At 67.5% G+C, this 26,136-nt stretch carries 28 protein-coding genes, 1 tRNA gene and 1 other RNA gene; 15 read left to right on the plus strand and 15 right to left on the minus strand.

Going from position 1 to position 26,136, the window contains the following annotated elements; genetic code table 11:
* The coding region (locus KBZ08_RS04545; protein ID WP_254971726.1) for a glycogen/starch/alpha-glucan phosphorylase at positions 1–359 on the plus strand (359 nt) is incomplete at its 5' end.
* Between the two features lie 27 nt (positions 360–386).
* Here KBZ08_RS04545 and KBZ08_RS04550 read toward each other — a convergent pair.
* The 4 genes from KBZ08_RS04550 to KBZ08_RS04565 form a co-directional block, all read right to left on the minus strand.
* Entirely contained in the window at positions 387–866 is a 480-nt protein-coding gene (locus tag KBZ08_RS04550) for a hypothetical protein (protein WP_106222937.1), read from the minus strand.
* Between the two features lie 81 nt (positions 867–947).
* Positions 948–1,265, minus strand: coding sequence for a hypothetical protein (locus KBZ08_RS04555; protein WP_015109731.1), 318 nt, complete (start codon positions 1,263–1,265; stop codon positions 948–950).
* Between the two features lie 89 nt (positions 1,266–1,354).
* Positions 1,355–1,606: a hypothetical protein gene (locus KBZ08_RS04560; RefSeq protein ID WP_254971730.1), complete on the minus strand. Its 252-nt coding sequence runs from the start codon at positions 1,604–1,606 to the stop codon at positions 1,355–1,357.
* A gap of 68 nt (positions 1,607–1,674) precedes the next feature.
* Positions 1,675–1,748, minus strand: a tRNA-Arg gene (locus tag KBZ08_RS04565).
* A gap of 61 nt (positions 1,749–1,809) precedes the next feature.
* Here KBZ08_RS04565 and KBZ08_RS04570 point away from each other — a divergent pair.
* From KBZ08_RS04570 to rnc, 4 genes are all read left to right on the plus strand, one after another.
* A complete protein-coding gene (locus tag KBZ08_RS04570) occupies positions 1,810–2,460 on the plus strand; it encodes a hypothetical protein (protein ID WP_254971732.1) in 651 nt (216 codons plus the stop codon).
* A gap of 54 nt (positions 2,461–2,514) precedes the next feature.
* Positions 2,515–2,925 carry a hypothetical protein gene (locus KBZ08_RS04575; protein WP_254971734.1) on the plus strand — a complete coding sequence of 137 codons (411 nt, stop codon included), beginning with the start codon at positions 2,515–2,517 and terminating at the stop codon, positions 2,923–2,925.
* A gap of 32 nt (positions 2,926–2,957) precedes the next feature.
* An RNA gene (gene rnpB, locus KBZ08_RS04580) (RNase P RNA component class A) lies at positions 2,958–3,373 on the plus strand.
* Positions 3,374–3,384: 11 nt separating this feature from the next.
* Positions 3,385–4,140 carry a ribonuclease III gene (gene rnc / locus KBZ08_RS04585; RefSeq protein WP_254971735.1) on the plus strand — a complete coding sequence of 252 codons (756 nt, stop codon included), beginning with the start codon at positions 3,385–3,387 and terminating at the stop codon, positions 4,138–4,140.
* Here the strand turns inward: rnc and KBZ08_RS04590 are convergent.
* Positions 4,118–4,297 carry an NAD(P)H dehydrogenase subunit NdhS gene (locus KBZ08_RS04590; RefSeq protein ID WP_254971737.1) on the minus strand — a complete coding sequence of 60 codons (180 nt, stop codon included), beginning with the start codon at positions 4,295–4,297 and terminating at the stop codon, positions 4,118–4,120. The two genes, rnc and KBZ08_RS04590, sit on opposite strands and share 23 nt — an antisense overlap.
* 185 nt (positions 4,298–4,482) lie before the next feature.
* Between KBZ08_RS04590 and rimM the strand changes: the two genes are divergently transcribed.
* From rimM to KBZ08_RS04605, 3 genes are all read left to right on the plus strand, one after another.
* Positions 4,483–4,998: a ribosome maturation factor RimM gene (gene rimM / locus KBZ08_RS04595; RefSeq protein ID WP_254972340.1), complete on the plus strand. Its 516-nt coding sequence runs from the start codon at positions 4,483–4,485 to the stop codon at positions 4,996–4,998.
* Between the two features lie 92 nt (positions 4,999–5,090).
* A complete protein-coding gene (locus KBZ08_RS04600; RefSeq protein WP_254971739.1) occupies positions 5,091–6,539 on the plus strand; it encodes a mannose-1-phosphate guanylyltransferase/mannose-6-phosphate isomerase in 1,449 nt (482 codons plus the stop codon).
* A complete protein-coding gene (locus tag KBZ08_RS04605) occupies positions 6,536–7,570 on the plus strand; it encodes an ATP-grasp fold amidoligase family protein (protein ID WP_261359179.1) in 1,035 nt (344 codons plus the stop codon). The genes KBZ08_RS04600 and KBZ08_RS04605 overlap by 4 nt, the downstream gene beginning before the upstream one ends.
* A gap of 232 nt (positions 7,571–7,802) precedes the next feature.
* Here KBZ08_RS04605 and glmS read toward each other — a convergent pair whose 3' ends face one another.
* On the minus strand, positions 7,803–9,701 hold the full coding sequence (glmS, locus tag KBZ08_RS04610; RefSeq protein ID WP_254971740.1) for a glutamine--fructose-6-phosphate transaminase (isomerizing): 1,899 nt from the start codon (positions 9,699–9,701) through the stop codon (positions 7,803–7,805).
* A 75-nt stretch (positions 9,702–9,776) separates the two neighbouring features.
* On the minus strand, positions 9,777–10,022 hold the full coding sequence (psaC, locus tag KBZ08_RS04615; RefSeq protein WP_007099573.1) for a photosystem I iron-sulfur center protein PsaC: 246 nt from the start codon (positions 10,020–10,022) through the stop codon (positions 9,777–9,779).
* 149 nt (positions 10,023–10,171) lie between these two features.
* Between psaC and acpP the strand changes: the two genes are divergently transcribed.
* The 3 genes from acpP to tkt all read left to right on the plus strand — a co-directional run bounded on the left by acpP (position 10,172) and on the right by tkt (position 13,766).
* Positions 10,172–10,414 carry an acyl carrier protein gene (gene acpP / locus KBZ08_RS04620; protein WP_035833476.1) on the plus strand — a complete coding sequence of 81 codons (243 nt, stop codon included), beginning with the start codon at positions 10,172–10,174 and terminating at the stop codon, positions 10,412–10,414.
* A 7-nt stretch (positions 10,415–10,421) separates the two neighbouring features.
* Positions 10,422–11,669 carry a beta-ketoacyl-ACP synthase II gene (gene fabF / locus KBZ08_RS04625; protein ID WP_159817581.1) on the plus strand — a complete coding sequence of 416 codons (1,248 nt, stop codon included), beginning with the start codon at positions 10,422–10,424 and terminating at the stop codon, positions 11,667–11,669.
* Positions 11,670–11,747: 78 nt separating this feature from the next.
* Positions 11,748–13,766 (plus strand): transketolase, encoded by a 2,019-nt coding sequence (gene tkt / locus KBZ08_RS04630; protein WP_254971742.1) that lies wholly within the window; start codon positions 11,748–11,750, stop codon positions 13,764–13,766.
* A gap of 125 nt (positions 13,767–13,891) precedes the next feature.
* On the opposite strand, the gene KBZ08_RS04635 is transcribed toward tkt, so the two are convergent.
* Positions 13,892–14,851 (minus strand): glycosyltransferase family 2 protein, encoded by a 960-nt coding sequence (locus KBZ08_RS04635; protein WP_254971744.1) that lies wholly within the window; start codon positions 14,849–14,851, stop codon positions 13,892–13,894.
* Between the two features lie 21 nt (positions 14,852–14,872).
* On the opposite strand from KBZ08_RS04635, the gene KBZ08_RS04640 reads away from it, so the two are divergent.
* Positions 14,873–15,199, plus strand: coding sequence for a hypothetical protein (locus KBZ08_RS04640; RefSeq protein ID WP_146134667.1), 327 nt, complete (start codon positions 14,873–14,875; stop codon positions 15,197–15,199).
* Between the two features lie 29 nt (positions 15,200–15,228).
* Here the strand turns inward: KBZ08_RS04640 and KBZ08_RS04645 are convergent, their stop codons facing one another.
* Genes KBZ08_RS04645 through rfbF form a run of 6 tightly spaced genes read right to left on the minus strand, consistent with a single transcriptional unit; the run spans position 15,229 to position 21,998 of the window.
* Entirely contained in the window at positions 15,229–16,650 is a 1,422-nt protein-coding gene (locus KBZ08_RS04645; RefSeq protein ID WP_254971748.1) for a hypothetical protein, read from the minus strand.
* Positions 16,651–16,671: 21 nt separating this feature from the next.
* Positions 16,672–17,736, minus strand: a complete 1,065-nt coding sequence (locus tag KBZ08_RS04650; RefSeq protein WP_254971750.1) for an SDR family NAD(P)-dependent oxidoreductase — start codon at positions 17,734–17,736, stop codon at positions 16,672–16,674.
* The gene (locus tag KBZ08_RS04655) at positions 17,736–18,602 is read right to left on the minus strand and encodes an NAD(P)-dependent oxidoreductase (protein WP_254971752.1); all 867 of its coding nucleotides are present in this window, start codon (positions 18,600–18,602) and stop codon (positions 17,736–17,738) included. Before KBZ08_RS04655 ends, KBZ08_RS04650 begins: the two co-directional genes overlap by 1 nt.
* Entirely contained in the window at positions 18,599–20,092 is a 1,494-nt protein-coding gene (gene rfbH, locus KBZ08_RS04660) for a lipopolysaccharide biosynthesis protein RfbH (RefSeq protein WP_254971754.1), read from the minus strand. Before rfbH ends, KBZ08_RS04655 begins: the two co-directional genes overlap by 4 nt.
* On the minus strand, positions 20,089–21,222 hold the full coding sequence (gene rfbG / locus KBZ08_RS04665; RefSeq protein WP_254971756.1) for a CDP-glucose 4,6-dehydratase: 1,134 nt from the start codon (positions 21,220–21,222) through the stop codon (positions 20,089–20,091). The genes rfbH and rfbG overlap by 4 nt, the downstream gene beginning before the upstream one ends.
* A gap of 2 nt (positions 21,223–21,224) precedes the next feature.
* Positions 21,225–21,998 carry a glucose-1-phosphate cytidylyltransferase gene (rfbF, locus tag KBZ08_RS04670; RefSeq protein ID WP_254971759.1) on the minus strand — a complete coding sequence of 258 codons (774 nt, stop codon included), beginning with the start codon at positions 21,996–21,998 and terminating at the stop codon, positions 21,225–21,227.
* 303 nt (positions 21,999–22,301) lie between these two features.
* Between rfbF and KBZ08_RS04675 the strand changes: the two genes are divergently transcribed.
* The 3 genes from KBZ08_RS04675 to KBZ08_RS04685 all read left to right on the plus strand — a co-directional run bounded on the left by KBZ08_RS04675 (position 22,302) and on the right by KBZ08_RS04685 (position 25,177).
* Positions 22,302–23,423 (plus strand): acyltransferase, encoded by a 1,122-nt coding sequence (locus KBZ08_RS04675; protein ID WP_254971761.1) that lies wholly within the window; start codon positions 22,302–22,304, stop codon positions 23,421–23,423.
* Between the two features lie 145 nt (positions 23,424–23,568).
* Positions 23,569–24,141 carry a J domain-containing protein gene (locus KBZ08_RS04680; RefSeq protein ID WP_254971763.1) on the plus strand — a complete coding sequence of 191 codons (573 nt, stop codon included), beginning with the start codon at positions 23,569–23,571 and terminating at the stop codon, positions 24,139–24,141.
* Complete coding sequence (locus tag KBZ08_RS04685; RefSeq protein ID WP_254971765.1) at positions 24,134–25,177, plus strand: hypothetical protein; 1,044 nt, start codon at positions 24,134–24,136, stop codon at positions 25,175–25,177. Before KBZ08_RS04680 ends, KBZ08_RS04685 begins: the two co-directional genes overlap by 8 nt.
* A gap of 28 nt (positions 25,178–25,205) precedes the next feature.
* Here the strand turns inward: KBZ08_RS04685 and KBZ08_RS04690 are convergent, their stop codons facing one another.
* Positions 25,206–25,952, minus strand: coding sequence for an NYN domain-containing protein (locus KBZ08_RS04690; protein ID WP_254971766.1), 747 nt, complete (start codon positions 25,950–25,952; stop codon positions 25,206–25,208).
* Between the last annotated feature and the right edge of the window lie 184 nt (positions 25,953–26,136).

The following is a 26,136-nucleotide window of genomic DNA, read 5'->3' on the forward strand; positions in this document are numbered from 1 at the left end:
CCACCCCGGAGCTGCCGGAGGTCCTGCACCTGATCGAGAGCGGCCACTTCAGCAACGGTGACAAGGAGCTGTTCCGTCCCCTGCTGGAGAACCTCACCGGCCGCGACCCCTTCTTCGTGCTGGCCGACTTTGCTGCCTACCTGAAGGCCCAGCAGGACGTGAGCGACGCCTGGAGCGACCGCCCCCGCTGGAACCGGATGTCGCTGCTGAACACCGCCCGCAGCGGCCTGTTCTCCTCCGATCGCTCGATCCGGGAGTACTGCGAACGGATCTGGCAGGCGGAGGAGTTCCCCGTGACCATCACCTGCGAGATCGATGAAGCTCCGGCCAAGGGCCGCCGCCTGCCGGCGGCGCCGTGAGGGTGGCCTGAGGCGGACCGGGGGGCTTCAGCCGCCCCGGTGATCGGGCAGGTCGGGTGTTTGGTGCAGCAGGCGGTTGAGGCGCAGCCGGTCGGCGTTGAGGGGATCGGGGGCGAGCTCACCGGCCACCTCCCGGAAGGTCTGCTCGACGGGCTCAGGCACCCGCACATCGAAGATGCGCTCCATCAGGGCCTCGATGGAGAAGAGGTGGGCGTTGATGTTCTCCAGGTCGGCCATGGCCTGCTGAATCGCCTCCTGCTCCGCGGGCACCTCGGCACCGGCCTCGGCTGGGGCGGCGTCCGGGGCTGCGGGGGTGGGGGGGGCGTCACCGTCGCCGTGCTGCTTCTGGAGCTCCTCCAGCACCCGGCCGGCAAGGGTGCGGAACGACTGCAGCGCCGCCCAGTTCAGCTCCTGCTGCTGACGCAGGCTGGGATTTTCTCGGATCAGCCGGTCGTGTTCCCGATAGAACCGCTGGCAATCAGGACATTGGCAGGGCTCTTCTGGCACCGCGTCCCTTCTTTCATTCAATGGTCATCATGGCACCGACCGGGAGCAGCGGAGCAAAGAGCGGCGCAGGAGCGCAACCGCTCAGGCGGCCATCGGGTCCTGATCGGGCTGGTCGCCGTCCTCCTGGAGCAGCGGCAGGGGAATCTCGATCGAGCTGACCACCTGGATCACATCGCGCAGGCGCATCGAATCGGCGAACCAGCCCATGGCCTGCTCCACATCGCCGCGACGCTCGGCATCGCCGGCCTGCTCCTCGTGGGCATCGGCCAGGAGGGCCAGCCAGCAGAGGCAGCGGGCCTGCACCACCGAAAGATCAAGGTCATCGGGGTGGCTGTGGGCGATGGATTCGCTCTCCTGCTGCACCAGCAACCGCAGGCGCAGGTCGTGAAGCTGGGTCATCCACTGCTGACGACTGGGGCCACGCTAGCGGGAGCGTTCATTTTGGGAAGCCCACCAGCGGTAGCGCTCGTTACGGGGACAGCGAAGCGTCAGTTGCCGGCGTAGGCGATGCCCGCCTCCACCTCGGCGATGGCCTGATTCACCAGGGTGATCGCCCGATCGCGGTGGCCACCTTTATTAGGAGCCGCCATCTGCAGGGACGACCGGGCGCTGAACAGCGCATTGAGGGCGTTCTGCATGTTGGGCTGCTGGGCGACGGCGACACCCGAGGCGACGACCGCACCGGCAAGGAAGGCGACGGGGGTGGCCAGCCAGGGGGAGAGCAGGGGACGGGGGGCCATGACCTTAAGAGTTTCTCAAGGAAATCTAGGCGGGCCCTGGCCCGCCGTACGGCTTCCTGGCCGGGGAACGGGGCTGGCGGGACTCGAACCCACGACCTACGGTTTAGGAAACCGTCGCTCTATCCGGCTGAGCTACAGCCCCATAAAGCCAATTATGTCGTGTGCCGGGAGCCGGCATGGCAAGCCGTGGCGCCCCGTGCCCATTGCCAGAGCGGAAGGCAGGACCGCCGGCCCAAGCCAACACCCAGCCTCCATCCGGGAACGCCTGGCCCGTTGGCATCGAAGGATCCTCCAAGGCTGTCGGCTATGGCAGCGACACCATCAAAAGTTCCGTCATCGTCTTCCCTACCGGCTTCGCCTGCACTGCCGGCGGCATCAATCGGTTCGACGGATATCCGCACTCCTTGATCCCTGCGGTACAGCCCACCTCGGCTGACTTGATCTCGAGGCTGTTCGTCGACAACCTGCCCAACAACTTCACCCCAGGCTTCAGTGACACCGTCACCCAGCAGTTCGCGGATGAGTCCGTCCCCGACCCTTTGGCCGTCTTGGGCGCTGCCGCCGCCTTCGGTATCTCCCTCAAGTTGTGTTGCCGCCCCAGAAAGGAGGCCGCCCAGCCTTTCTCTGTCATCGGCCTTGTCTGCCTCGGCTTGGGTCTGGTCACGCTGGTGTTCAGTTGCCTACCGGTGCGCCTGATGGAACCGGCCTGGCAGCTGCAGCTCTCCGGCGGATTGACGGCGGCGGGCTTCTCAATCCTCATCGGGACGCTTCTGATCTGCACGGCCGGCGCCTTGCCCACCTCTCCCAAGCCCATTCACGCCAACGTCAAGATGTTGTGTGAAAGCTGCACCTGAGCGGCGTTTCCCTACCTGGTGCTGATACTGGTTCAGCTCGAAGCGGGAATGTAGGTGCTGCAGCAGGAATCGAGCGAGGAGGGCCTGACCCTGGCCGCCTGGAAGACGTTCAAGAGGCAGCTGGAGGCCAGCAGCAACGAGCAGGAGCAGCGCGACTTGCTCGGCAATCTCAACCAGCCCAACAACCTCACCCCCAAGCTCGACCAGCCCTTCCCCGCGTTCATGGAACGCTTCGTTGCCGCGACGGATTCCCGCTTCAATGCCCCCGCCCACGAGACGGACCAGACCAGCTCCGGGCGCCTGCAGAGCTGGATCAGCGAAGGGGCGACCGACAATGTCAAGTCGCTGCTGTTCGCCGCAGGATTCGCGGCCTTCGCCTGGGGGCGTGAGGGTGGGCCCAGACTGCTCGATCGGGCGCTCGTGCTGTTCGGCAACATGCCCCGCCGCCGCGGTCGCCTGCCGTGAGGGCCAGGGGGCAGCTGCCTACAGTGACCCAAGAAAGCAGGCGAGGTGATCGCGATCGGTGCGGTGCGGCCTTCGGGCCGGCGCCGCGGCCGGTTGAGGAAAGTCCGGGCTCCCCAATGGCCAGGCCTGCTGGGTAACGCCCAGTGCGGGTGACCGTGAGGACAGTGCCACAGAAACACACCGCCGATGGCCCGGGCTTGCCCGGCGCACAGGCAAGGGTGCAAAGGTGCGGTAAGAGCGCACCAGCGGCATCGAGAGGTGCCGGCTCGGTAAACCCCGGCTGGGAGCAAGGCCCAGGGACAGCGGTTGGCCATCTTCCCCGTCCCGATTCCCATGCGCCGCTCGAGGCCGCCGGTGACGGCGGTCCCAGACAGATGATCACCCCCCCAACCGGCGGTCCGCCGCCGGCTGGGGAGAACAGAACCCGGCTTACGTCCTGCTTTCCCCTCTTGCCCCGCGATGACTCCCCAGCGCCGCCAGCAACTCCTGGCCTTTCTGGAGAGCCTCGGCTTCGGCGCCGCCGATGGCCTGATCCCGTCGGACCCGGCCGCCGCGGAGGTGGCCCTCGAGACCCTGGATGAGGCCCTCACCCACAGCTCCACCGGCCTGCCCCGCCACCACGACCGGCTGGAGTTCCTCGGCGACGCGGTGCTGCGGCTGGCGGCCGCCGAGTTCCTGCATCGGGAGCACCCGGCCCTGGGTGTGGGCGACACCTCCGCTTTGCGGGCCCAGCTGGTGTCCGACCGCTGGCTGAGCGAGCTGGCCCGCAGCATCGCCCTGGAGCCCGTGCTGCTCATGGGGCCGATGGCCGCTGGCGACCGGGCCGGCCGCTCCACCGTGCTGGCCGAATGCGCCGAGGCCCTGGTGGGCGCCATCTACACGGTGGGGGGCGGTCCCCAGGGTGGACTGGTGGCCGTACAGCGCTGGCTCGCCCCCCACTGGCGGGGCAGCGCCGCCGAGCTGCTGGCCGACCCGGCACGTCACAACTGGAAGTCGGTGCTGCAGGAGTGGAGCCAGGGCCAGGGGAAAGGCCTGCCCCTCTACCACTGCCTGGAGCGCACCCGGGTGCATGGGGACCCGGAACGCTTCGAATGCCGGGTGGAGGTGGCCGATCTCAGCGGGGAGGGCCGGGGACGCTCCCGCCGGGAGGCGGAGCAGCAGGCGGCCCGGGCGGCGCTGGCGGCCCTCGCCCTCAGGCCTGCTCCAGGGTGTTGAGGGGCACGGTCACCAGCTTGTCCCAGTTGCCGCCCTCGAACAGCACGGCGGCCATCGCCCCGCTGATGCGCTGCACGAAGCCCTGGTAGCCGTTGTAGATGGAGCGGGGATCGCGCACCACCACGGTGGAACCGGGCAGGATCGGGCTGCTGGCCATGGCGGATGCCCCTGGGGGGACCATCAAGTGGGGTCATTATCGATGCCCGGGCGCCCCGGTGGAGCCCCTGACGGGTGCCCGCGGGCACCGCACCGGGCCGTGACGCGATGATGCCCGGCGACGGAAGCGATCAGGCCGTGGCCGACACCAGCGACGAGGGGCCAGGGGCCGACCCGGGCGAGCTCATGGCCGTGGGGAAGGTGGTGGCGGCCCAGGGCATGGGCGGCGACGTGCGCCTGCTGCCCCTGAGCGACTTCCCCGAAAGGTTCACCCGGCCCGGTCCCCGCTGGCTGCAGGCCCCCGGGGGCGCCCCCCGGCCGGTGCGGCTGCTGGCCGGCAGGCCCGTGCCGGGCAAAACCCTGTTCGTGCTGCGCCTCGAGGGGATCGGCGATCGCAACGCCGCCGAAGCCCTGGTGGGGCAGCACCTGCTGGTGTCGGCCGCCGACCGGCCCACCCTGGGGCCGGGGGAATTCCACCTCCTCGATCTGGTGGGACTCCAGGTGCGGTTGCTCAAGGATCCCCAGGCGACGATCGGCACCGTGACCGACCTGATCCACGGGGGCAACGACCTGCTGGAGGTGGAGCTCAGCGACGGCGGCCGGCGGCTGCTGATCCCCTTCGTGGAGGCGATCGTGCCGGAGGTGAACCTGGCGGAGGGCTGGATCGGCCTGACGCCGCCGCCCGGACTTCTGGACCTCTGAAACCGTCCGGGGTGCACCCCGAAGCTGACGGCCGGGGCCGGCTCCGGTTGAATAGGCCCGTCTGATGGTCCTGCGGGACAGCTGCCGCCGCGATGGCTACCCCCTCCCTGGTCCCGGTGATTCTCTGCGGCGGCACCGGCACCCGCCTCTGGCCCCTGTCCCGGGCCAGCTATCCGAAGCAGTACTGGCCCCTGGCCGGCAACAGCGAGGACACCCTCCTGCAGCAGACCCACCAGCGCCTCCAGGGGCTGCCGGACCTGGCGCCGCCGTTGCTGATCTGCAACGAGGACCATCGCTTCATCGTGGCCGAGCAGATGCGCCAGATCGGCGTGGAGCCGGCGGCGATCCTGCTGGAGCCGGTGGGGCGCAACACTGCCCCGGCGGTGGCGGTGGCGGCCCTGCAGGCCACCGCCCGGGGTGAGGACCCCCTGCTGCTGATCCTGGCGGCCGATCACGTCATCCGCCGGGCCGCGGACTTCCGCGCCACCGTGGCCGCCGGCATGGCCGCCGCCACCGCCGGCCAGCTGGTCAGCTTCGGCATCATGCCCACCAGCCCGGAGACGGGCTACGGCTACATCGAGGCCGCCGAACCCCTGGCCGCCACACCCGTACCGATCGCCCGCTTCGTGGAGAAGCCCGACCGGGCCACCGCCGAGGCCTTCCTGGCCACCGGCCGCTTCACCTGGAACAGCGGCATGTTCCTGTTCCGCGCCACCGCCATCCTGGCGGAGCTGGATCGCTTCGTGCCCGAGGTGGTGAGCGCCTGCCGCACCGCCCTGGAGCATGACAGCGCCGACCTGGAGTTCCTGCGGCTGGAGCGGGAGGCCTTCGCCAACGGCCCCAGCATCGCCATCGACGTGGCGGTGATGGAGCGGACCGACCGGGGCGTGGTGCTGCCCCTCGATGCCGAGTGGAGCGACGTGGGCAGCTGGGGGGCCCTGTGGGAGACCTCGGAGCAGGACCCGGAAGGGAACGTGCTGCGGGGTCGGGTGATCAGCGAGGGCAGCCGCAACTGCTACCTGCGCAGCGAGCACCGCCTGGTGGTGGGGCTGGGGGTCGAGGATCTGGTGGTGGTGGAGACCGACGACGTGGTGCTCGTGGCCCACCGCGACCGGGCCCAGGAGGTGAAAGGCATCGTCGGCCGGCTGGAGCGGGACGGGGCTCCGGAAAGCCGGGCCCACCGCCGCATCTACCGCCCCTGGGGCCACTACGACGGGGTGGTGGAAGGGGAGCGCTGGCAGGTCAAGAAGATCTCGGTGAAGCCCGGCGCCAGCCTGTCCCTGCAGATGCACCACCACCGGGCCGAGCACTGGGTGGTGGTGCGGGGCACCGCCGTGGTGGAGAAGGACGGAGTGGAGGAGCTGGTGGGCGAGAACCAGAGCACCTACATCCCCCTCGGCGCCCGGCACCGCCTCACCAACCCCGGCAAGATCCCCATGGAGCTGATCGAGGTGCAGAGCGGCCCCTATCTCGGGGAAGACGACATCGTGCGTTTCGACGACCGTTACGGTCGCAGCGACGCCCCTCTGCCCTGCCCTTGAGGACGGTGTCCAGGCACTTCTGGGGGGCGAACGGGCCCCTGGGACCGCTGAGACGCGCCCTGTCGGCCGCCATCACCCGCCACCTGGCCCGCCGTCTGCTGCGGACCATGGAGCGCGCGACCCCATCCCCCTTCGCCACGGCCCCACCGGACGGGTACCGCCGCGGCATCGACCACTACAGCCGCCAGGATCTGATCGCGGCCCTGCAGAACGTCCTGGCCTCGTACCGGAGGGCCTGCGGCCGGTACCCCGATCTCGCGAGGCCCCGCTTCTATTCCGAGAAGGTGAACCACGCCAAGTTCTTCGCCCCCATCAAGGTGCCCGAGAGCGGCAACAAGCTGCTCACGGGCAACTTCCTGCCCCCGGCCCTGGCGGGCCAGGTGGGCGTGCCGGAGGTGGTCTGGCACCACGACCAGCCCGTGCTGCCCGCCAATGATCGTCTGGCGCCGGGTGCGTACTACCTCAAGGCCAGCCACGGCTCGGACATGGTCCAGCAGATCCGCTACCCGCTGGAGGCCGGGCAGCGTGAGGCCCTTGAGGCGACCTGCCGGCAGTGGCTGAACCGCCGCTTCGGCCTCGAGCAGGGGGAGTGGTGGTACAACTGCTTCCCCCGGCGCCTCCTGATCGAGCGATCGATCACGTCCACCACCCCCTCGCTCTCCCTGCTCTGCTACGTGCTCGGGGGTGAGGTGGCTCTGATCACGGTCTTCGCCAAGGCGCTGCAGCGGGGACAACCCAACCGCCGGCTGCTGCTGGACGGCCACTTCGTTCCCCTCGCCGAGCAGGACCCAGAGGAACGGCGGCTGAAGGACTTCCAGCTCAGCGAACCGCTGCAGCAGCGCTGCCTGGAGGTGGCCCGCACCGTGGCCGGCCCGTTCCGCTCGGTCCGCGTCGACCTGATGGTGGGGGACGACGGGCGGATCTACCTGAACGAGATCACCTTCTCTCCCAACGCCGGCGATCCCTTCGTCAGCAGGGACCTGGACCTGCGACTCGGCCAGCTCTGGCCGGAGACCGGCCTGTGGCGCTGAGGGCGCCGGCCTGCGGCGGGCGAGCCCGCGGAGCGGGCAACGCCGCCTTCGGCCGGCGCCCTCAGCGCGGCAGGGGCTCGTGGAGGGGGGGGTGGAACAGGCCTCATCCAAGCTTGCGGCAGAGGGCTCTCGCCCCGCTCCCCAGGGAGGGTGTGGCGCTGCGGTGAACCGGAGGCGGCGTTGCCGGCCCAGGCCGGCTCGCCGACCGAAGGTTTTCCGCAGCGCCACACCCTCACTCGACAGTGACGCTCTTGGCGAGGTTCCTCGGCTGATCGACGTCCAGGCCCCGGTGGGCGGCGATGTGATAGCTGAGCAGCTGCATCGGGATCACCGTCAGCAGGGGGCTGAGCAGCTCGTCCACCTCCGGCAGGGGCAGCAGCACATCGAACAGTTCGGTGTCCGGGCAGGCGGGTGCCACGCCGATCAACTGGGCGTCGCGGGCCTTGGCCTCCTGGGCGTTGGAGAGCACCTTCTCGAAGACGGTGCCCGGCACGGCGATCGACACCACCGGAACGCGGGAGTCGAGCAGGGCGATCGGGCCGTGCTTCATCTCCCCTGCCGGGTAGCCCTCGGCGTGGATGTAGCTGATCTCCTTGAGCTTCAGGGCCCCCTCCATGGCGATCGGGTAGTTGATGCCCCGCCCCAGGAAGATCACGTCCTGGGTGTCGGCGAACAGGTGGGCCAGCTCGGCGCAGCAGCGGTCATGGTCGTCGACCAGCCGCTGCAGCACGGCGGGCAGGGCACGCAGCTGCTCCGCCAGCTCCCGCAGCTGGGCGGGGGTGCGGCCGCCGCCGAGGGGATGGGCCGTGCCGCCACGACGTTCGGCGAAGGCCAGGGCCAGACCGTAGAAGGCCAGCAGCTGGCCGAGGAAGGTCTTGGTGGCGGCCACCCCCACCTCGATGCCGGCGCCGATGTCGAGCAGGTGGGGCACCAGGCGGCCCAGGGAGCTCTCCGGGCGGTTGGTGATGCCCAGCAGCCGGGGGGCGTAGGCCGGATCGGCGATCAGGAAGCGCCGGTCCTGCTCCATCGCCAGGGCGGCGAGGGTGTCGGCCGTCTCGCCGGACTGGGTGACGCCGATGGTGAGCGTGTGGGGCTCCAGCGGCGGCGGGGCATAGCGGAACTCACTGGCGTAGAACACCGACGTGGGCAGCCCCGCCAGCTGCTCCAGCAGATGGGCCCCCACCTGGGCCGCATGGCGGCTGGTGCCGCAGGCGAGGATCTGGATCCGCTCCACCCCCTCGTAGACGGACTCGTCGAGGGGCAGGGCCACCAGGGCCCCCTCCGGCAGATGGCGGGCCACCCACAGGGCCACCGTTTCGGGTTGCTCGTGGATCTCCTTGTGCATGAAGTGGCGGAAGCTGCGCTTGTCCGCCACGTGCTCGGTGCCCACCAGCAGCGTCGGGTTGCGCTGCACCCGGGCTCCCTGCCCGTCGTAGAGCTCGATCCCCAGCGGCGTGAGCAGGGCCACCTCGCCGTCCTCCATGGGCAGGATCGTGCGGGTGAAGCCGGCCAGGGCGGGAGTGTCGCTGGCGCAGAGGAACTCCCCCTCCCCCAGGCCGATCAGCAGCGGCGCCTGGCGCCGGGCCACCACCACGGCCCCGGGCACCGCCGCCCAGACCACCGCCAGGGCATAGGCCCCGTGCAGCAGGGGCAGCACGTGCTGCAGGGCCTCCAGCAGCAGCGCCGGTGAGGCACCGGCCCCCTCGGCCTGCCGCTGCCGCAGCCGGCGGGCGATCAGGTGGGGGATCACCTCGGTGTCGGTGTCGGAGCGGAATTCCACCCCCTCGGCCTGCAGCTCCTCCCGGAGACTGCGGTGGTTCTCGATGATGCCGTTCTGGACCACGGCCAGCTGGCCGCAGCCATCGAGGTGCGGATGGGCGTTGCGCTCCTCCGGCTTGCCGTGGGTGGCCCAGCGGGTGTGGCCGATGCCGCACTGGCCCGGGGCGCCCCGCTCCTCGAAGCGGGCCGTCAGGTTGACCAGCTTGCCCTCGGCCTTGAGGCAGTGCAGGCCGGCCCCGTCAACGGTGGCGATGCCGGCGGAGTCGTAGCCGCGGTACTCCAGCTGGCGCAGGCCCTCCAGCAGCTGGGGGGCCGCCTCCCGCGAGCCGATCAGGGCAACGATGCCGCACATAGAGAGTTAGGCCAAAAAAAAGCCCGGCGCAGGCGCCGGGCATGAGCTTATGGGAGGGATGCGACAGCGCCGGGCTCAGTAGGCCAGGCCCATGGAGCGGCTGGTCTCGTCGCCGAGGTAGACGCGGATGCTCAGGAAGTCGGTGGGGCAGGCGGTTTCGCAGCGCTTGCAGCCGACGCAGTCTTCGGTGCGGGGCGAGGAAGCGATCTGGCCGGCCTTGCAGCCGTCCCAGGGAACCATCTCGAGAACGTCGAGGGGGCAGGCACGGACGCACTGGGTGCAACCGATGCAGGTGTCGTAGATCTTGACGGCGTGGGACATGCCAGGGCCGGGAACGAACGGCGAGGTGCCCAAAGTACCCACACCGTTCCGGCGCAGGGCGACAGCGGCCGCCGGCCGTCACCCTTGTTCATACGCGGAAAGGGCCCGAACGGGGCGACCCGTAGGATGCTGCCTCCCTCACAGCAGCCATGTCCCAGGAAGCGATCTTCGAGAAAGTCCGGTCGATCGTTGCCGAACAGCTCAGCGTGGAGGCTGACGAGGTCAAGCCGGAATCCAATTTCCAGAACGACCTGGGAGCCGATTCCCTCGACACCGTCGAGCTGGTGATGGCCCTGGAGGAAGCCTTCGACATCGAGATCCCCGACGAGTCGGCTGAAGGGATCACCACGGTGGGTGACGCCGTCAAATACATCCAAGAGAAGCAGGCCTGAGGCGTCCATGGTGGAGGGTCTCCGCCGCGTCGTCGTCACCGGCCTGGGCGCGGTCACACCGATCGGCAACAACGTCGCGGATTACTGGGAGGGGCTGATCAGCGGCCGCAATGGGGTGGCGCCGATCACCCTGTTCGATGCCTCCCGCCATGCCTGCCGTTTCGCCGCCGAAGTCAAGGACTTCGACACGGCCGGCTGGCTGGAGCCGAAGGAGTCGAAGCGCTGGGATCGCTTCTGCCAGTTCGGGGTGGTTGCGGCCAAGCAGGCGGTGGCCGATGCCGGCCTGACCATCGACGACGGCAACGCCCAGCGCATCGGGGTCGCCATCGGCTCCGGCGTGGGGGGGCTGCTGATGATGGAAACCCAGGCCCACGTGCTGGCCGACCGCGGTCCCGACCGGGTCAGCCCGTTCTGCGTGCCGATGATGATTCCCAATATGGCCACCGGGCTGGCGGCCATCGCCATCGGCGCCCGGGGGCCCAGCAGCGCCGTGGCCACGGCCTGCGCCGCCGGCTCCAACGCCATCGGCGATGCCTTCCGTCTGATCCAGCTGGGCCTGGCGGACGCCATGGTCTGCGGCGGCGCCGAGTCGGCGATCACCCCCCTGGGGGTTGCCGGCTTCGCCAGCGCCCGGGCCCTGTCGTTCCGCAACGATGATCCGGCCACGGCGAGCCGCCCCTTCGACGCCGAGCGCAACGGCTTCGTGATCGGCGAGGGGGCCGGCGTGCTGGTGCTCGAGAGCCTCGAGCACGCCACGGCCCGGGGAGCCCGGGTGCTGGGAGAGATCGTCGGCTACGGCATGACCTGCGACGCGTACCACTACACCCTCCCGTCTCCCGGCGGCGTGGGGGCGGCGGAGGCTATCCGCCTGGCCCTGGCCGATGCCCGGCTGGAGCCGGAGGCGGTGGATTACGTCAATGCCCACGGCACCAGCACCCAGGCCAACGACAGCAACGAGACCGCCGCCATCAAGTCGGCGCTCGGGGCCCACGCCATGACCATCCCGGTCAGTTCCACCAAGTCGATGACCGGCCACCTGCTGGGCGGCAGCGGCGGCATCGAGGCCATCGCCGCGGTGCTGGCGGTGGCCCACAACCTGGTACCGCCTACGATCAACTACAGCACGCCCGATCCCGCCTGCGATCTGGATGTGGTGCCCAACCAGGCCCGGGAACACAACGTCAACGTCGTGCTTTCCAACTCCTTCGGATTCGGCGGCCACAACGTCTGCCTCGCCTTCCGCCGGATGACCTGACCACCCGGCGCGCCAGAGCGCACCGGGCCACCCATCCCAGGAACACCTCTCCTCCTCCCCGTACTCCCCCGTCAAGCCATGGTCGCCGCCCCCACCACCCAGGTCGATAGCCACGTAGAGACGCTCTGCATCAACAGCATCCGCTTCCTGGCGGTCGACGCGATCAACAAGTCCAACTCGGGGCACCCCGGCCTGCCGATGGGCTGCGCACCGATGGCCTTCTCCCTCTGGGACAAGGTGCTGCGCCACAACCCCAAGAATCCGCAGTGGTTCAACCGCGACCGCTTCGTGCTCTCGGCCGGCCACGGCTGCATGCTGCTGTACGCGCTGCTGCACCTCACCGGCTACGACAGCGTGACCCTGGAGGACATCAAGCAGTTCCGCCAGTGGGGCTCCCGCACCCCCGGCCACCCGGAAACCTTCGAGACCCCCGGCGTTGAGGTGACCACCGGGCCCCTGGGGCAGGGCATCTCCAACGCCGTGGGCCTGGCGATCGCCGAAGCCCACCTGGCGGCCAAGTTCAACAAGCCCGACGCCACCATCGTCGACCACTACACCTACGTGCTGATGGGTGACGGCTGCAACCAGGAGGGCGTCTCCAGCGAGGCTGCCTCCCTGGCCGGCCACCTGGGTCTGGGCAAGCTGATCGCCCTCTACGACGACAACCACATCACCATCGACGGCAACACCGGCGTGTCCTTCACCGAGGACGTGCTAAAGCGCTACGAGGCCTACGGCTGGCATGTGCAGCACGTCGAGGACGGCAACACCGACGTGGCGGCCATCACCCGGGCAATCGAGGCGGCCAAGGCGGTCACCGACCGTCCCAGCCTGATCAAGGTCACCACCACCATCGGCTACGGCTCCCCCAACAAGGCCAACACCGCCGGCGTGCACGGGGCCGCCCTCGGGGCCGAGGAGGCCGAGCTCACCCGCCAGCAGCTGGAGTGGAGCTATGGCGCCTTCGAGGTGCCCGAGCCCGCCTATGTGCACTGGCGCCAGGCCATCCAGCGCGGTGCCGCCGCCGAAGCCTCCTGGAACGAGAGCCTGGCCGCCTACCGCAGCCGCTACCCCGCCGAGGCGGCCGAATTCGAGCGGATGCTGCGCGGTGAGCTGCCCGAGGGCTGGGATGCGTCCCTGCCGGTGTTCACCCCCGAGGACAAGGGCCTGGCCACCCGCCAGCACTCCTACAACGCCCTCAACGCCTTCGGCCCCAGCCTGCCCGAGCTGATCGGCGGCTCCGCCGACCTCACCCACTCCAACCTCACCGACATCAAGGGCGAGGCCAGCTTCCAGAAGGGCCATGAAGCCAGCCGCTACCTCCACTTCGGGGTGCGGGAGCACGCCATGGCGGCGGTGCTCAACGGCATCGCCTACCACAACAGCGGCCTGATCCCCTACGGCGGCACCTTCCTGGTGTTCGCCGGCTACATGATCGGCGCCATGCGCCTATCGGCCCTCTCCCAGCTGGGCGTGATCTACGTGCTCACCCACGATTCGATCGGCCTCGGCGAAGACGGCCCCACCCACCAGCCGGTGGAGACCCTCGCCAACCTGCGCGCCATCCCCAACCTGCTGGTGATTCGCCCTGGCGACGGCAACGAGACGGTGGGGGCCTACAAGGTCGCCGTCACCAACCGCAAGCGCCCCACGGTGCTGGCCCTGAGCCGTCAGGCCATGGTCAACCAGGCCAACTCCGCCGCCGACAAGGTGGCCAAGGGGGGCTACATCCTCAACGACTGCAGCGGCACCCCGGACCTGATCCTGATCGGCACCGGCACCGAGCTCGACCTCTGCGTCAAGGCCGCCGCCCTGCTCACCGCCGAAGGCAAGGCGGTGCGGGTGGTGTCGATGCCCTGTGTGGAGCTGTTCGAGGAGCAGGACGCCGCCTACCGCGAGTCGGTGCTGCCCGCCGCCGTGCGCAAGCGGGTGGTGGTGGAGGCCTCCAGCTCCTTCGGCTGGCACAAGTACACCGGCTTCGACGGCGCCAGCGTCTCGATCGACAGCTTCGGTGCCTCCGCCCCCGGCGGCGTCTGCCTGGAGAAGTTCGGCTTCACCGTCGACAACGTGGTGGCCACCGCCAAGGCCCTGGGCTGAGCCCGGCGGGCGGAGGCCAGTTCGAGGCTGACCCCGATCCGCTGATCTCCCACGGTTGCCGGGCCTGCGGGCCCGGCTTTTTCGTGGCAAAGAACCCGTCGCCGCGGCGCCGCCGCCGACCCCCCTCAGGCGGCCCGGCTGGGCACGTTGTGGCGACTGCGCTCCACCACCAGGGGCAGGCGCAGGGTGCGCTGGTTGATGAAGCCGATGTATTCGCCCAGGATGCCGAGGGCGAACATCATGGCGCCGGCGAAGAACAGCGCCGAGACCGACAGCATGGCCACACCGAACTGGAAGCTGTTCCAGAAGATCAGCTTGCTGACCATCACCACGAACGACAGCAGGATGGAAAGCGCCCCGAGGGACAGGCCGGCTGTGGTGATCAGCCGCATCGGCTTGCGGGAGGAGGTGACGATCCCGAGAACGCCGAAATCCACCAGGAACGACAGCGACGCGGAGCTGCTGCCGCCCTTGCGGTCGGCACTCACATAGGGAATGGTGGACCATTTGAAGCCGATGGCGCACACCAGGCCCTTGATGAAGGGATAGGAGTCGATCGACTGGCGCAGGGCCACGATCACGGAGCGGTCGTAGATGCCGAAACCGGTGGTATCGCGCACCATCGGATAATCGGAAAGCCAGGAGAGAGTGGCGTAGTAGATCTTCTTGCAGAGGAAGAGGATCGGGCTCTCATGGCTGGAGCGGCGCACGGCGAAGATCACCTGGTCGTCGCCTTTCTTCCAGCCGTTGATCAGCTCCGCCACCAGCTCGGGGGGATCCTGCAGATCCGACATCAGAAACACATTGGCGTCGGCATCGGGTGCCAGCAGGGCATTGGCCGAGGAGCGCACGAAGCCGAAGTTCGAGACATTGCGGATCAGGCCAACGCGGGAATCCCTTGCCGCCAGGCCCTCGATCAGCTGCACCGTGGGGTCGGTGGAGCAGTTATCGGCAAAAACGATCGAGAAAACGTCGTCGGGAAACTGCTCAAGAACCTTGGCGAGCCTCACATAGAGCGCTTCGATATTGGAGGACTCGTTGTAACAGGGAATGCAGATGGCGATATGATGCGGCGATCTCGTCATGGGCTAATGTTGTCAAAAAGCATGCTGCAGGCAGTGTATCTTTTGGCTGCCGTTCTTGCGGCATGCCTGGGCCAATTCATCTTGCGGATCCGTCCGCCGGCTGAAGGTGTCCGCACCGGCGCGCTCTACCTGGCGGCCTCGCTTGTTTGCTATGGCGCCTCCTTCGGAATCACCGCCCTGGTGCTGCCCTCCGCCGACCGAAAACTGGCGGTGCTGATGCTGAGCCTGCAGTATCCGCTGCTGTATGTGCTGTTCTCACTCAAGGATGCCGCCGCCCTGCCGCCGGCCAGCGTGATGGCGATCACCCTGGGCTACGCCATCGTCGCCGTCGGCATGTTCGGCCGTTAGGGACTTGCCGGCTTCAGAAACCCTGGGCTTCAGGAAGGCACGCTGCAGAGTCGTGCCATCTGCCGCTCACCCAGCTGGAAACTCCACATCGGTCCGCCATAGATGTGGGTGAGCTTCGGGTGGGGCCATCGGCACTGCTCGCGGAGCTGCTCGGCATAGTCGAGCGTCCGCATCTCTCCGGAGGGGGTCATCACCTCAATGGGCCTCGGGACGACGTTGTTGTGATAGAAGACCAGCGTCAGCACCAGCCAGACCGCCATGGCACGGCAGGCGGTGCTGCGGCGGCTGCGGCGCTCCCGCACCAGCAGCACAAAGGCGATCAGCAGCACCGACAGGAACAGGACGGTGTTCCAGTAGAAGAAGCGCCCGCCGGCATCCTCGATCACCATCTGCTCCGGATCCACCCCGCGGCGGGTGGCCACCAGCAGGCTGGAAAGGGAGAGCACCATGGTGGAGGCGATGGCCAGCAGCAGCAGGGCGGGCTGGCGCATGTGCCCGGTCACCACCCGCAGGGCCAGCAGCACCAGGGCCAGGGCCACCAGCACGGCCAGCAGCTGCAGGGGATCGGGCAGTCCCCGCAGAAGCCACCAGGGCTTGTAGCCCCCCAGCAGCGGGGCGATCAGGTGGACGGTGAACCAGTCGAGCAGCAGGGCGGGCCGCGCCAGCAGGGTCCTGAGGGCCTCGGCCGTCGACAGGGGGTAAGTGGTCTGCAGCTGGGAGAAGTAGAGCTGCAGGGAGGAGAGCAGCACCGGCAGGCTCAGCCACAGGGGCCGCAGCGGCAAGCGGCGGCGCCGCAGGCCATCGAAGATCAGCAGCGGAATCGTGTAGATGGCCATGAACGGGCCGGTGAAGGCCGCCACCAGCCCGTAGAGAAACAGCAGACCCCGCAGGGCCGCGGGCCAGGGGGGCTCCGGTCGGCCGCTGCCCTGCCGGGCCACCGCGCCGTAGGCGATCAGGATGAAGCCGAGCGGGAAAAAGATGTAGGCATTGGGCAGGTTGAGATAGGTCTCGCCGGCATAGGGGTGATAGACGTAGGGGATGTAGGCCACCCGCATCAGCGGGCCGAACACCCCGGCGCCGATGAGGCCCTCGACGCTGATCAGGGGCAGCAGCCACGACACCCAGGCCACCAGCAGAAAGAAGCCGGGATAGGCCAGCGGCGAGAGGTGGTTCACGGCCGTCAGGGCGCTGATCCGCTGCAGGAAATGGCTGTAGCCGGCATACAGCTGCACCAGCGATCCGGCGCCCTGGTCGATGGCCTGCTGCAGGAAGATCGCGCCATCCTCCGCGTAGAGGGTGGGCGCCAGGGAGACCGAGGGACGCCGCAGGTGGTACCCGAGGGCACAGAGGCCGATCAGGGCGGCGGAAACGAGAAAGCCGTGCAGCCGGGGGGGCAGCCGCTGTTCCGCGGACTGGCGGAAGCGCTGGATTGTGGGGAAAACGTTCGCCATGGGTGCGCGCAACGGCTCCGCTCAGGCCGCCATCAGGTGGGTGTCGGTCCAGGCGAGCATGCGGCTGACGCCGTCGCGGCAGGAGATGGCCGGCGACCAGCCCAGGAGGCGCTGGGCCTTGCCGATGTCGGCGATGAAGCAGTCCTGGTCGCTGGCGCGGCGGGGGGTGGGCGTGTACACCAGCGGCGGAATGGCCTGCAGCTCGGCGAGCAGGGCGAACAGCTCCAGCAGGCTGAGGGAGTTGGCGGCGCCGCCGCCGATGTTGAAGATCTCGCCGGTCATCCGCTCCCGGTGCGCGTAGGCGGCCCGGTAGAGGCAGATCAGGTCGTCGGCGTGGAGCACATCGCGCACCTGTTTGCCGGTGCCGGCGATGGTGAAGGGCTCGGGGGCCACACCGGCCTGGTGGGCGCGCTTCTGCTCGATCGCCTTCTGGCAGAACCAGCCCACCCAGCCCTGGTCGAAGGAGGCGAACTGGCGGCCGCCGAAGATCGAGGAGTGGCGGAACACCACCGTTTTCAGGCCGTAGACGCGGGCCCAGTCGCGGACGTACTGATCCGCCGCCCCCTTGGAGCAGCCGTAGGGGGTGGAGAAATCCAGCCCCAGGGACTCATCGAGGCCGTCGGGATGGTCGGGCAGGCGGTAGCGGGTGGGGGTCTCCTCGTAGCGCAGCCCCTCCAGATCGCCGTAGACCTTGTTGGTGCTGCTGTAGGCGATCAGGGCCTCGGGGGAGAGGGCCCGGGCGGCCTCGAGCACGGCGAAGGTGCCGAGCACGTTGGTCTGCAGGTCGCGGGCGGGATCGGTCAGGGAGGTGGTCATCGCCACCTGGCCGCCCACGTGGCAGATGTAATCGAAGGGGGCGTGGCGGCGGAACACGGCCAGCACGGCCTCGGCCTCGGCCAGGTCGGCCTGGATGAAGTGGAAGCGCCCCGGAGCGGCCTGCTGCTCCAGCCAGGCCAGGTTGGCCGCCGAACCACGCCGGAACAGGGCATCCACCACGATCACCTCGGCCCCTTCCTGCAGGTAGGAGGCGGCGAGGTTCGAACCCAGAAAGCCGCAACCGCCGGTGATCAGGACCTTCATCGACATCAGGGCAGAGGGGGCGCGGGGAGCCTCAAACCAGCCAGGTCCGGAACGTATCGCTCGATCTGATCGGGGCGGTCGGGAAGCACACCGGGGCGCAATCTACCGGTCGCCCCCAGGCGCTCCCATTCCGCTTCGGCGAAGGCCAGCAGGCTGGTGGCGGCCCCCGATCCGATGTTGACCACTAGGGGCACGCCGGCGGCCACATCGGGCCGCGCGCAGGCCGCCAGCAGGTGGGCGGCCACCTCGGCGACGGGGATGAAATCGCTGATCTGGCGGCCGGAGGTCATGGGGAAGTCGTCGCCGGAGCGGGCCGCACGGCGCAGGGACGGCCAGACATTGCCCTCGAACTGGCCCTCGCCGAACGCCGAGAAGATGCGGCCGTAGAACAGCTCCAGCCCCCGGGCGATGGCGAAGGCCCGCAGCAGCTGGAAGGCCGCCGCCTTGCTGGCGCCGTAGGGGCTCAGGGGCTCCAGGGGGGCGTCGGGGGGGATGGCCTCGTAGCGGCGGGCGGCGTTGCCGTACTCGTGGCTGCTGCCGGCCACGACGCAGCGGCGCACCCCAGCCTCCGCCGCCCGCTCCAGCAGCCGCAGGCTGCCGGCCACGTTGGCCTGCACCAGTTCGTCCCAGCTGGCGGGCTTGGGGCTCACCCCGGCCGAGGCCAGGTGCAGCACCGCCTCCACGCCCTCCAGCGCCGAGGCCTCCAGGCTGGCCAGATCCCCCTGGCACCATTCAGGCTCGCCGGGCAGGGGGATCACCGGGGCGGAGGCGGGGCTGCGGCGCAGGGCCCGCACCTGGTGGCCCGCCGCCAGGGCCGCCGCCAACACGTGGGAGCCGATGAAGCCGGTGCCGCCGGTGAGGAACAGCCTCATCGGCTGCGGCAGAAGTCGAGGATCACCTGGATCTCCCTGGCCAGCATCGGGGCCGTGAGGCCCGGGTAGGTGCCGAGGAACAGGGTGTCGACCATGATCGCGTCGGCGCCGGCCAGGTCGCCCACCACCCGCAGGGCGTCGGGGCGGTCGGCGCGCAGCTGCACGAAGGCCGGCTGACGCACCAGGTTGCCGCCGAACAGCATGCGGTTGCCGATGCGGTGGGCATCGAGCTCCCGGGCCAGGTCGGTGCGGCGGAAGGGGGCGTCGGGTTTGACGGAGATCTTGAAGCCGAACCAGGAGCAGTCGGTGCGGCAGCCGCTGGCGTCCCAGGAGAAGCCGGCCTGCGGATCCCAGCCGGTGGCGTGGGTGGGCAGGGAGAACTCCAGCACGGGCTCGGTGGCCACCAGGCCTTCGCGCAGGGTCTGCCAGTTGCGCTTGCGGGCCTCGATGAACTCGGGCAGGCGGCGCAGCTGCACCCGGCCGATGGCGGCCTGGGGATCGAGCGGTTTGAGGTTGAAGCCGAGATGGCTGTAGATGTACTTGTGGTCGTAGCCGGCGGGCAGCTCGCCCAGCTGCCAGTCGAAGCGCTTGCCGCAGGTGTCGTCCTTGCCGGAGGGGCACCAGCAGTCGCGGCCCCAGTCGCGGAAGCTCTCGGCCACCACCTTGAGCTTCTGGTCGCGGACGATGTTGACGGCGCCGCCCTCGCCCATGGTGAGGTGGTGGGGCGGGTAGAAGCTCTGGGTGCTGATGTCGCCCCAGGTGCCGGTCCAGCGGATGACACGGTCGGGGCCCTCATCGAGGCCGGGGCTGTTGTCGCTGAAGCCGAGGGATTCGGCCAGCTCCCGGGGCATGGAATAGGAGCACCCCAAGGCGTCGCAGTTGTCCTCCACCAGGTAGAGGTCGTGGGCGCGGCAGAAGCGCAGCACGGCCGCCAGGTCGAAGGGGTTGCCCAGGGCGTGGGCCATCATCACGGCCTTGGTGACGCCGGGGGTGAAGGCGGCTTCCAGCTGGTCGCAGCGGGCGTTGCCGGTGATCGGATCGGCGTCGATGAACACCGGCACGGCGCCCACCTGCAGGATCGGCGCCACGGTGGTGGGGAAGCCGGCGGCCACGGTGATCACCTCATCGCCGGGGCGCAGGCGCCGCTCGGCCGGCAGGCGGTGGGAGGTGAGGGCCGAGATGGCCACCAGATTCGCTGAGGAGCCGGAATTGACCAGCAGGCTGTGGCGCACCCCCAGGAAGGCCGCCAGCTCGCTCTCCATGGCGGCGCCTTCGGTGCCGAGGGTGAGCCAGAAGTCGAGGGTGGTGCCCACGGCCGCTTCCACCTCGTCTTCGGTGAAGACACGGCCGGCATAGGGGATCGTCTGGCCCTCGGCGTGGGGGGTGCGGTCGGGGTCGTCGCCGGGGCGATAGGCGGCGTGGGCCCGACGGGCGTAGTCGCGGGTGAGCCGGAGGATCTCCTGCTTGAGCTGGTCGAGGTCGGCGGTCATGGGGTGGATCGGCCCGGCGGGAGAGGAGCGAGATAGGCGATGAGGTCGTCGAGGCAGCAGGCCAGCGGGTCGTCGCCAGCCTCGATCACGCGGCGATACCACTGAAGCGTGCGGGCGGTGGTGGTCGCGAAGTCCCAGCGGGGCGACCAGCCGAGGCGGTGGTGGGCCTTGTCGACCACAAGATTCAACAGACCGGCCTCGTGGGGGGCGCTGGGATCGGAGGCATCGATCCAGGTGCCGGGCCAGTGGGCCAGGGCCTGCTCCACCAGCTCCCGCACGGGCCGGTTGGCCTCCAGCTGGGGTCCGAAATTGAAGGCTTCGGCCATCGCCAGGCCATCGGATGGTTCGGCGAGGGCCTCGGCCAGGGCCAGGTAGCCGCCGAGGGGTTCGAGCACGTGCTGCCAGGGGCGGGTGGCGCCGGGGTTGCGCAGGGTGATGGGCTCACCGGCGCGCAGGGAGCGGACGGTGTCGGGAATGATGCGGTCGGCGGCCCAGTCGCCCCCGCCGATGACGTTGCCGGCCCGGGCACTGGCCAGGCGCAGGTGGGGCGACTGGTGGGGCAGGCTGCCGCAGTAGCTGGCGCGCCAGGAGCTGATCGCCAGCTCGGCGGCGGCCTTGCTGCTGCTGTAGGGGTCGTGGCCGCCGAGGGGGTCGTTCTCCCGGTAGCCGTAGAGCCATTCGTTGTTGCGGTACACCTTGTCAGTGGTGATCAGGACCGCGGCGCAGGGATGGGCCAGGGGCCGCAGGGCCTCGATCAGGTGGATGGTGCCCAGCACGTTGGTTTCCCAGGTGAGCACCGGCTCGGCGTAGCTGCGCCGCACCAGGGGCTGGGCCGCAAGGTGCAGCACCACCTCGGGCTGGACGGCCGCCACCAGCTCGCGCAGGGCCACCGGATCACGCAAGTCGCCGATGTGGTGATCAAGGCGGGAGGCGAGGCCCAGCTGGTCGAACAGGGAGGGGTCGGTGTCCGGCGCCAGGGCGAAACCGGTGACCTGGGCGCCGAGTTCGCAGAGCCAGAGGGCCAGCCAGCTGCCCTTGAAGCCGGTGTGACCGGTGAGGAGCACCCGTTTGCCCTGCCAGAAGGCGGAATCGGGCCGCTGCCAGGCCCGCCGGGGGGAGGCGCTGGCCATGGTCAGCTCCAGACCTTCCAGGGGGCGCGGCCCTGCTGCCAGAGGTCCTCCAGGCGCTGGCGGTCGCGCAGGGTGTCCATGGGCTGCCAGAACCCGCGGTGCTTGAAGGAGCTGAGCTGGCCCTGGGTGGCCAGGGCCTTGAGGGGCGCTTGCTCCCAGACGCACTGGTCGCCGTCGACCAGGTCGATCACGGCGGGCTCGAGCACGAAGAAGCCGCCGTTGATCCAGGCGTTGTCACCGTCGGGCTTCTCCTCGAAATCAGCCACCGCATCCCCTTCCAGGTGCAGGGCGCCGTAGCGACCGGGGGGCTGGACGGCGGTGAGGGTGGCCTGCAGACCCTCGCGGCGGTGGTGGGCGATCAGGGCGGTGATGTCCACATCGGCGACGCCGTCGCCGTAGGTGAAGCAGAAGGACTCGTCGTCGGGGAGGTAGCTGCGCACCCGGGCCAGCCGGCCGCCGGTGAGGGTGGCGTCGCCGGTGTCGACCAGGGTGACCTTCCAGGGTTCGGCCTTCTGGCGGTGCACTTCCATATGGTTCAGATCCATATGGAAGGTGACATCACTGGTGTGCAGGAAATAGTTGGCGAAGTATTCCTTGATCACATAACCCTTGTAGCCACAACAGATGATGAAATCGTTGATGCCGTGGTGGCTGTAGATCTTGAGGATGTGCCACAGGATCGGCTTGCCGCCGATCTCCACCATCGGCTTGGGCCGCAGGTGGGTCTCCTCGGCGAGTCGGGTACCCAGTCCACCGGCCAGGATGACGGCTTTCATCGCGTCAGGACCTCAGGGGTGAGGTGTTGACCAGGGCCCCAGATCATCCGTACCGACGCACAAGCCAAAGTAACTTAGCAAGCCACGCCAACTGCACCCCATCGCCAGGCCACGCTCCTCAGGGCCCCTCCTGGGTCATGCCGCAAAGCGTGCGACGCCGACGAAGTCGCCTAAGCAACTCGGTGGCAGTGGCAAAGGATCCGAGAAGCCTGTTACCTGGATGCACCAATCAGCCGATCGGAAGCGGCTATCCCGAGGCCGATAGGATTCGATCAAAGGCGCGCAGGAAACAGCTCAAAGGGCATGATCACCAACATCCAGGCCCTGAGGGCTTTCGCTTCTGTTGCTGTGATGCTTTATCACATGAACTATCCGTTCCTACCTGGGCTGCAGACGGACTTTCAGGGTGTGGCGATCTTCTTTGTGATCAGTGGCTTCATCATGACCCACATCACTCATCAGGACAAACGGGAGACAACACCAGCAGCGTTCATGCTTCACCGGCTGATTCGAATTGTTCCGCTCTACTGGTTCTCGGTTCTTGTGTTCCTTTGGTTGTCCAATCTCGGCGCCCTGAATCTGGCTGGCACTCTGCCCAGAATCGGCAAGCTGGCGATGGAAGCTCCTCTAAGCCTGCTGGATTGGTTTGGATCCACATTCCATCTGTTCGCCTGGGCCTCCCCAGCTGATGTGATCCGAACGTTGCTTTTCATTCCATACAGAAACCTCAACGGCCACCTCCAGCCCCTGCTGGGAGTGGGTTGGACGCTCAACATCGAAATGTACTTCTATGCTCTCTTTGCCTTGATGCTGCTGTTCGGCTCAAGGAGAGCACCGACCTTCACTGGCATCGCCATCGTGGTTGTGTGGCTGGTGGGGAAAGGAGCAGGAGAAGCCGGAGCTGACTGGCTGCAGCTTTACTCTTCTGACTACGTCCTCTGTTTCACGGGCGGCATCACCATCTATTACCTCTGGAGACGGTGCCAGCAGGCCGCGGCTAACCAGCAGAATCGCCGGCAATTCATGGTTCTGGCTTCGGTACTGACACTGATTTACGTCGTCAGTAATCTCAATCCTTTCCAATGGACGGCCCATCATTCCCCGGCGTCCTTGATCACGTCCGTTCCGCTGGTCTTCGCCTCCCTGATCGCCCACTCCCTGGGCCTCAGGCTCACAAGCCCATGGGTGCTGCTGCTGGGTGCCGCCTCTTACTCTCTCTACCTCGTGCACACGGTGGTTCTGGAAGTTCTCAGAACCCCGGCACAGGAATTCTTCCCGTTCCTACGGTATGACCGCACCCTTTCCGGTGTGGTGATCGCCGCCATGGCCTGCCTGGTCGTCGCCATAATCATTCACCTCACGGTGGAGATGCCGTCACTGCGATGGCTGAGGGGGAAGGTCTTCCCCAGGCCGGCAACATCATGATCCAGCCTTCTGGCAAGACCGGGCTTAGGGAAAAGGTAGGGCTGCCGCGGGCTCAAGCAGGCAGGCGAACCACGACAGTTTCCTAAGCCCCCAGGCAACGCCACAGGCCACTGGGCAGCATGAAAGCCCTTTCCCCCACAGGCCTGTGGCCGCCCGAAGCAAGAAGCTGACGCTGGCTGAGGTCAGGGGCTTGATCCAGGCGCTCCTGGCAAAGCCGGACCTGGGCGAGGCCGACCTGCTGACCTTCGCGCAGACGATCAACGGGACAGCGTTCAAGGATCCGCCGCCGCCGAAGCCCAAGCCGCCCACCGCCACCGAGATCAAGGGCAAGGTGCTGGCCCACTTCAGGTGCAAAACCGTCACCCAGCTGCGGAAGGACAAGAACTTCCAGCTCTCGATGACGGGCGAAGAGGTGGCGCTGAAGACCAAGGACGACTGGCTGGTGCTCTATCGGCGCTTCATCGGCATTCCGGCCAACGAGCGGAACCTGGAGGACGGACCCACCGTGATCAACGGCATCGATGTGCTGCAGCACTTCCGACCCTGGGTGGTGTTCGGCCTCGACCCGAAGACCGCCACAGCCGATGAGGTGCGCGAAGCGTTCCGGCGCCTGATCCAGGTGCACCACCCCGACCACGGCGGCGATCCGCGCGTGGCGGAACGCCTTCAGGCGATGAAGGACTCCATCCTCCCCCTCATGCCTCCAAGCCATGCGTGATCTACTGACGGCCAAGGAAACGGCCGGGATTCTCCGGAAACGCGTCAATAGCCTCTACAAGATCGTAGAGGCGTTTGACGCCAACGCTGATGACGAATGGGAGTTGGTAGAGGGCGAGCATTTCGAGTACGCCGGCCCCCCTGTGCCTGGAGACAACGGCCGGCGGCCCCGACGTTTCAGTGAGGAGGGCGTGGAGGCTCTGGCCCGCTACATCGAGGCCACAGAGAAAACGGGCGTCCTCGGCTGGTTCCGCAAGCGGTTGTTTAAGGAGACACAGAAGCGAAAGCTACTACTGGTATCGCGACGGATCACCCAGGAGTTCATCGAAGCCGGCGGCACCCTGGAGATCCGGGGCGATCTGGCCTTCGTGAGCCGCAAAACCACCGTGGGCATCCTGCAGACCAACTACAAAGGGCTATACAACTCCTGGGAGCGGCTGCGCACCGCTGGCACCGAAGACGGAGAGGAAGCCCTGGAGATCGGGAAAGACTTCATGCAAAGTGACGAGCGCCAGGTGCTGATCAGTCAGCGGGGCATCGCCCGTGTGGCCCGCGACATGCGCGCCAACAGCCGCATCACCAAAACACGCCAGGCCTGGATTGAAGCGGTGGGGGAGGTGGTGGAAACCTGCTTCAAGTCCGAGATCCGCCACCTTACCGACGGTGTGGACCGAGCGAAGAAGCGAGCCAAAGCGGCAGCGAGCCATCGTTGCGAGATTACAGGGGAATCCTCAAAGGCCTACCGGAAGATCGACCTCGATGGGCACCATCTGTTCGACCGCCACAGCCGACCTGATCTGGCGGACTTGCCAGAGAACATTCTCGTGTTGGTTCCCGAACTACACCGCGAGTTCCATATCTGGAAAAGTGGCCCCTGCACCCCCAAGGATGTGCTGGTGTTCATTGAAACCGTCCGGGCAGATCTGTTCGATCCAGTGAACTCACGCCACATGAAGCGGCTCAGGACGCTGACCCACCGACTGCAGCGGTTCCAAAGCGACCAAGAAGTACAAAAGGTTCGGTATCACCGGCAGTGAGGTTCAGGGCGAGAAGCTTCCCTTCCGATCACTTCGGAGGATGGCTGTTCTTCTGCTTGCCTCGCACATAAACCGCTTTGTTTCTTCGCTCTGTCTCGAACAAGTCAATCGCCTCAAACAAGCCACTGAGCTTGGCATAACCGTAGTTGCGAGGGTCAAATGAGGTCTGATTCGCAATGTGTCCCCCAACTGGAGACAGATTCGACCAGCCATCGTCATCCGCGGCACTGGATACTGCGCTCCGCAACAAATTAATGAGCTTGGTATCTTGCTTCAGCTCCTTCCCAGTCTTCTTGATACCCGCCGAGGGTGCGGAAGTCTCGGCAGAGTCCATTGCCTGATCAATCGTCTCCAGGTACAAGAAGGTCGAGCAGGCATATACAAATGGCAAAGGGGTCTTCTTTTCACCAAAGCCATACACCTTCAACCCGCTGGTCAGGATCCGCATCACCAAGGGAGTGAAGTCGCTGTCGCTCGAAACAATCGCAAAGGCGTCCAGCTTCTGCGTGTACAACAAGTCCATGGCATCGATGATCATGGCTGCATCAGTGGCATTTTTCCCTTTGGTAAGGTCAAATTGCTGAACTGGGCAAATCGCATACTCCTGCAGACACTCCTCCCAAGACCTCAACGTTGGGCTCTTCCAGTTGCCATAGGCCCTGCGTATATTTGCGATGCCATACTTTGCGATTTCAGAGACAATCGCTCCGATCTTGACTGCCGGAGCGTTGTCAGCATCAATCAGCAGCGCGATTTTTGATTCTGTTAGTTGCATCTGTTTGGTTGACTTGAGAGTAACTCAGTGCGTATACTCTATCAATAGCGCCTTTTCCTTGCATCGCATGCACCTAGAACCACATAACGCTGCCCCTAAGTGGCAGGCAAGGAGTTTAGAGCGCAAGCAGGAAATCGGTGGTGGGCTGTCCACTCAAGGGGCTTGTTCTACGGAATAGTTGAAT

The sequence above is a fragment of the Cyanobium sp. Candia 9D4 genome (assembly GCF_024346155.1).
Taxonomy (GTDB): domain Bacteria; phylum Cyanobacteriota; class Cyanobacteriia; order PCC-6307; family Cyanobiaceae; genus Cyanobium; species Cyanobium minutissimum.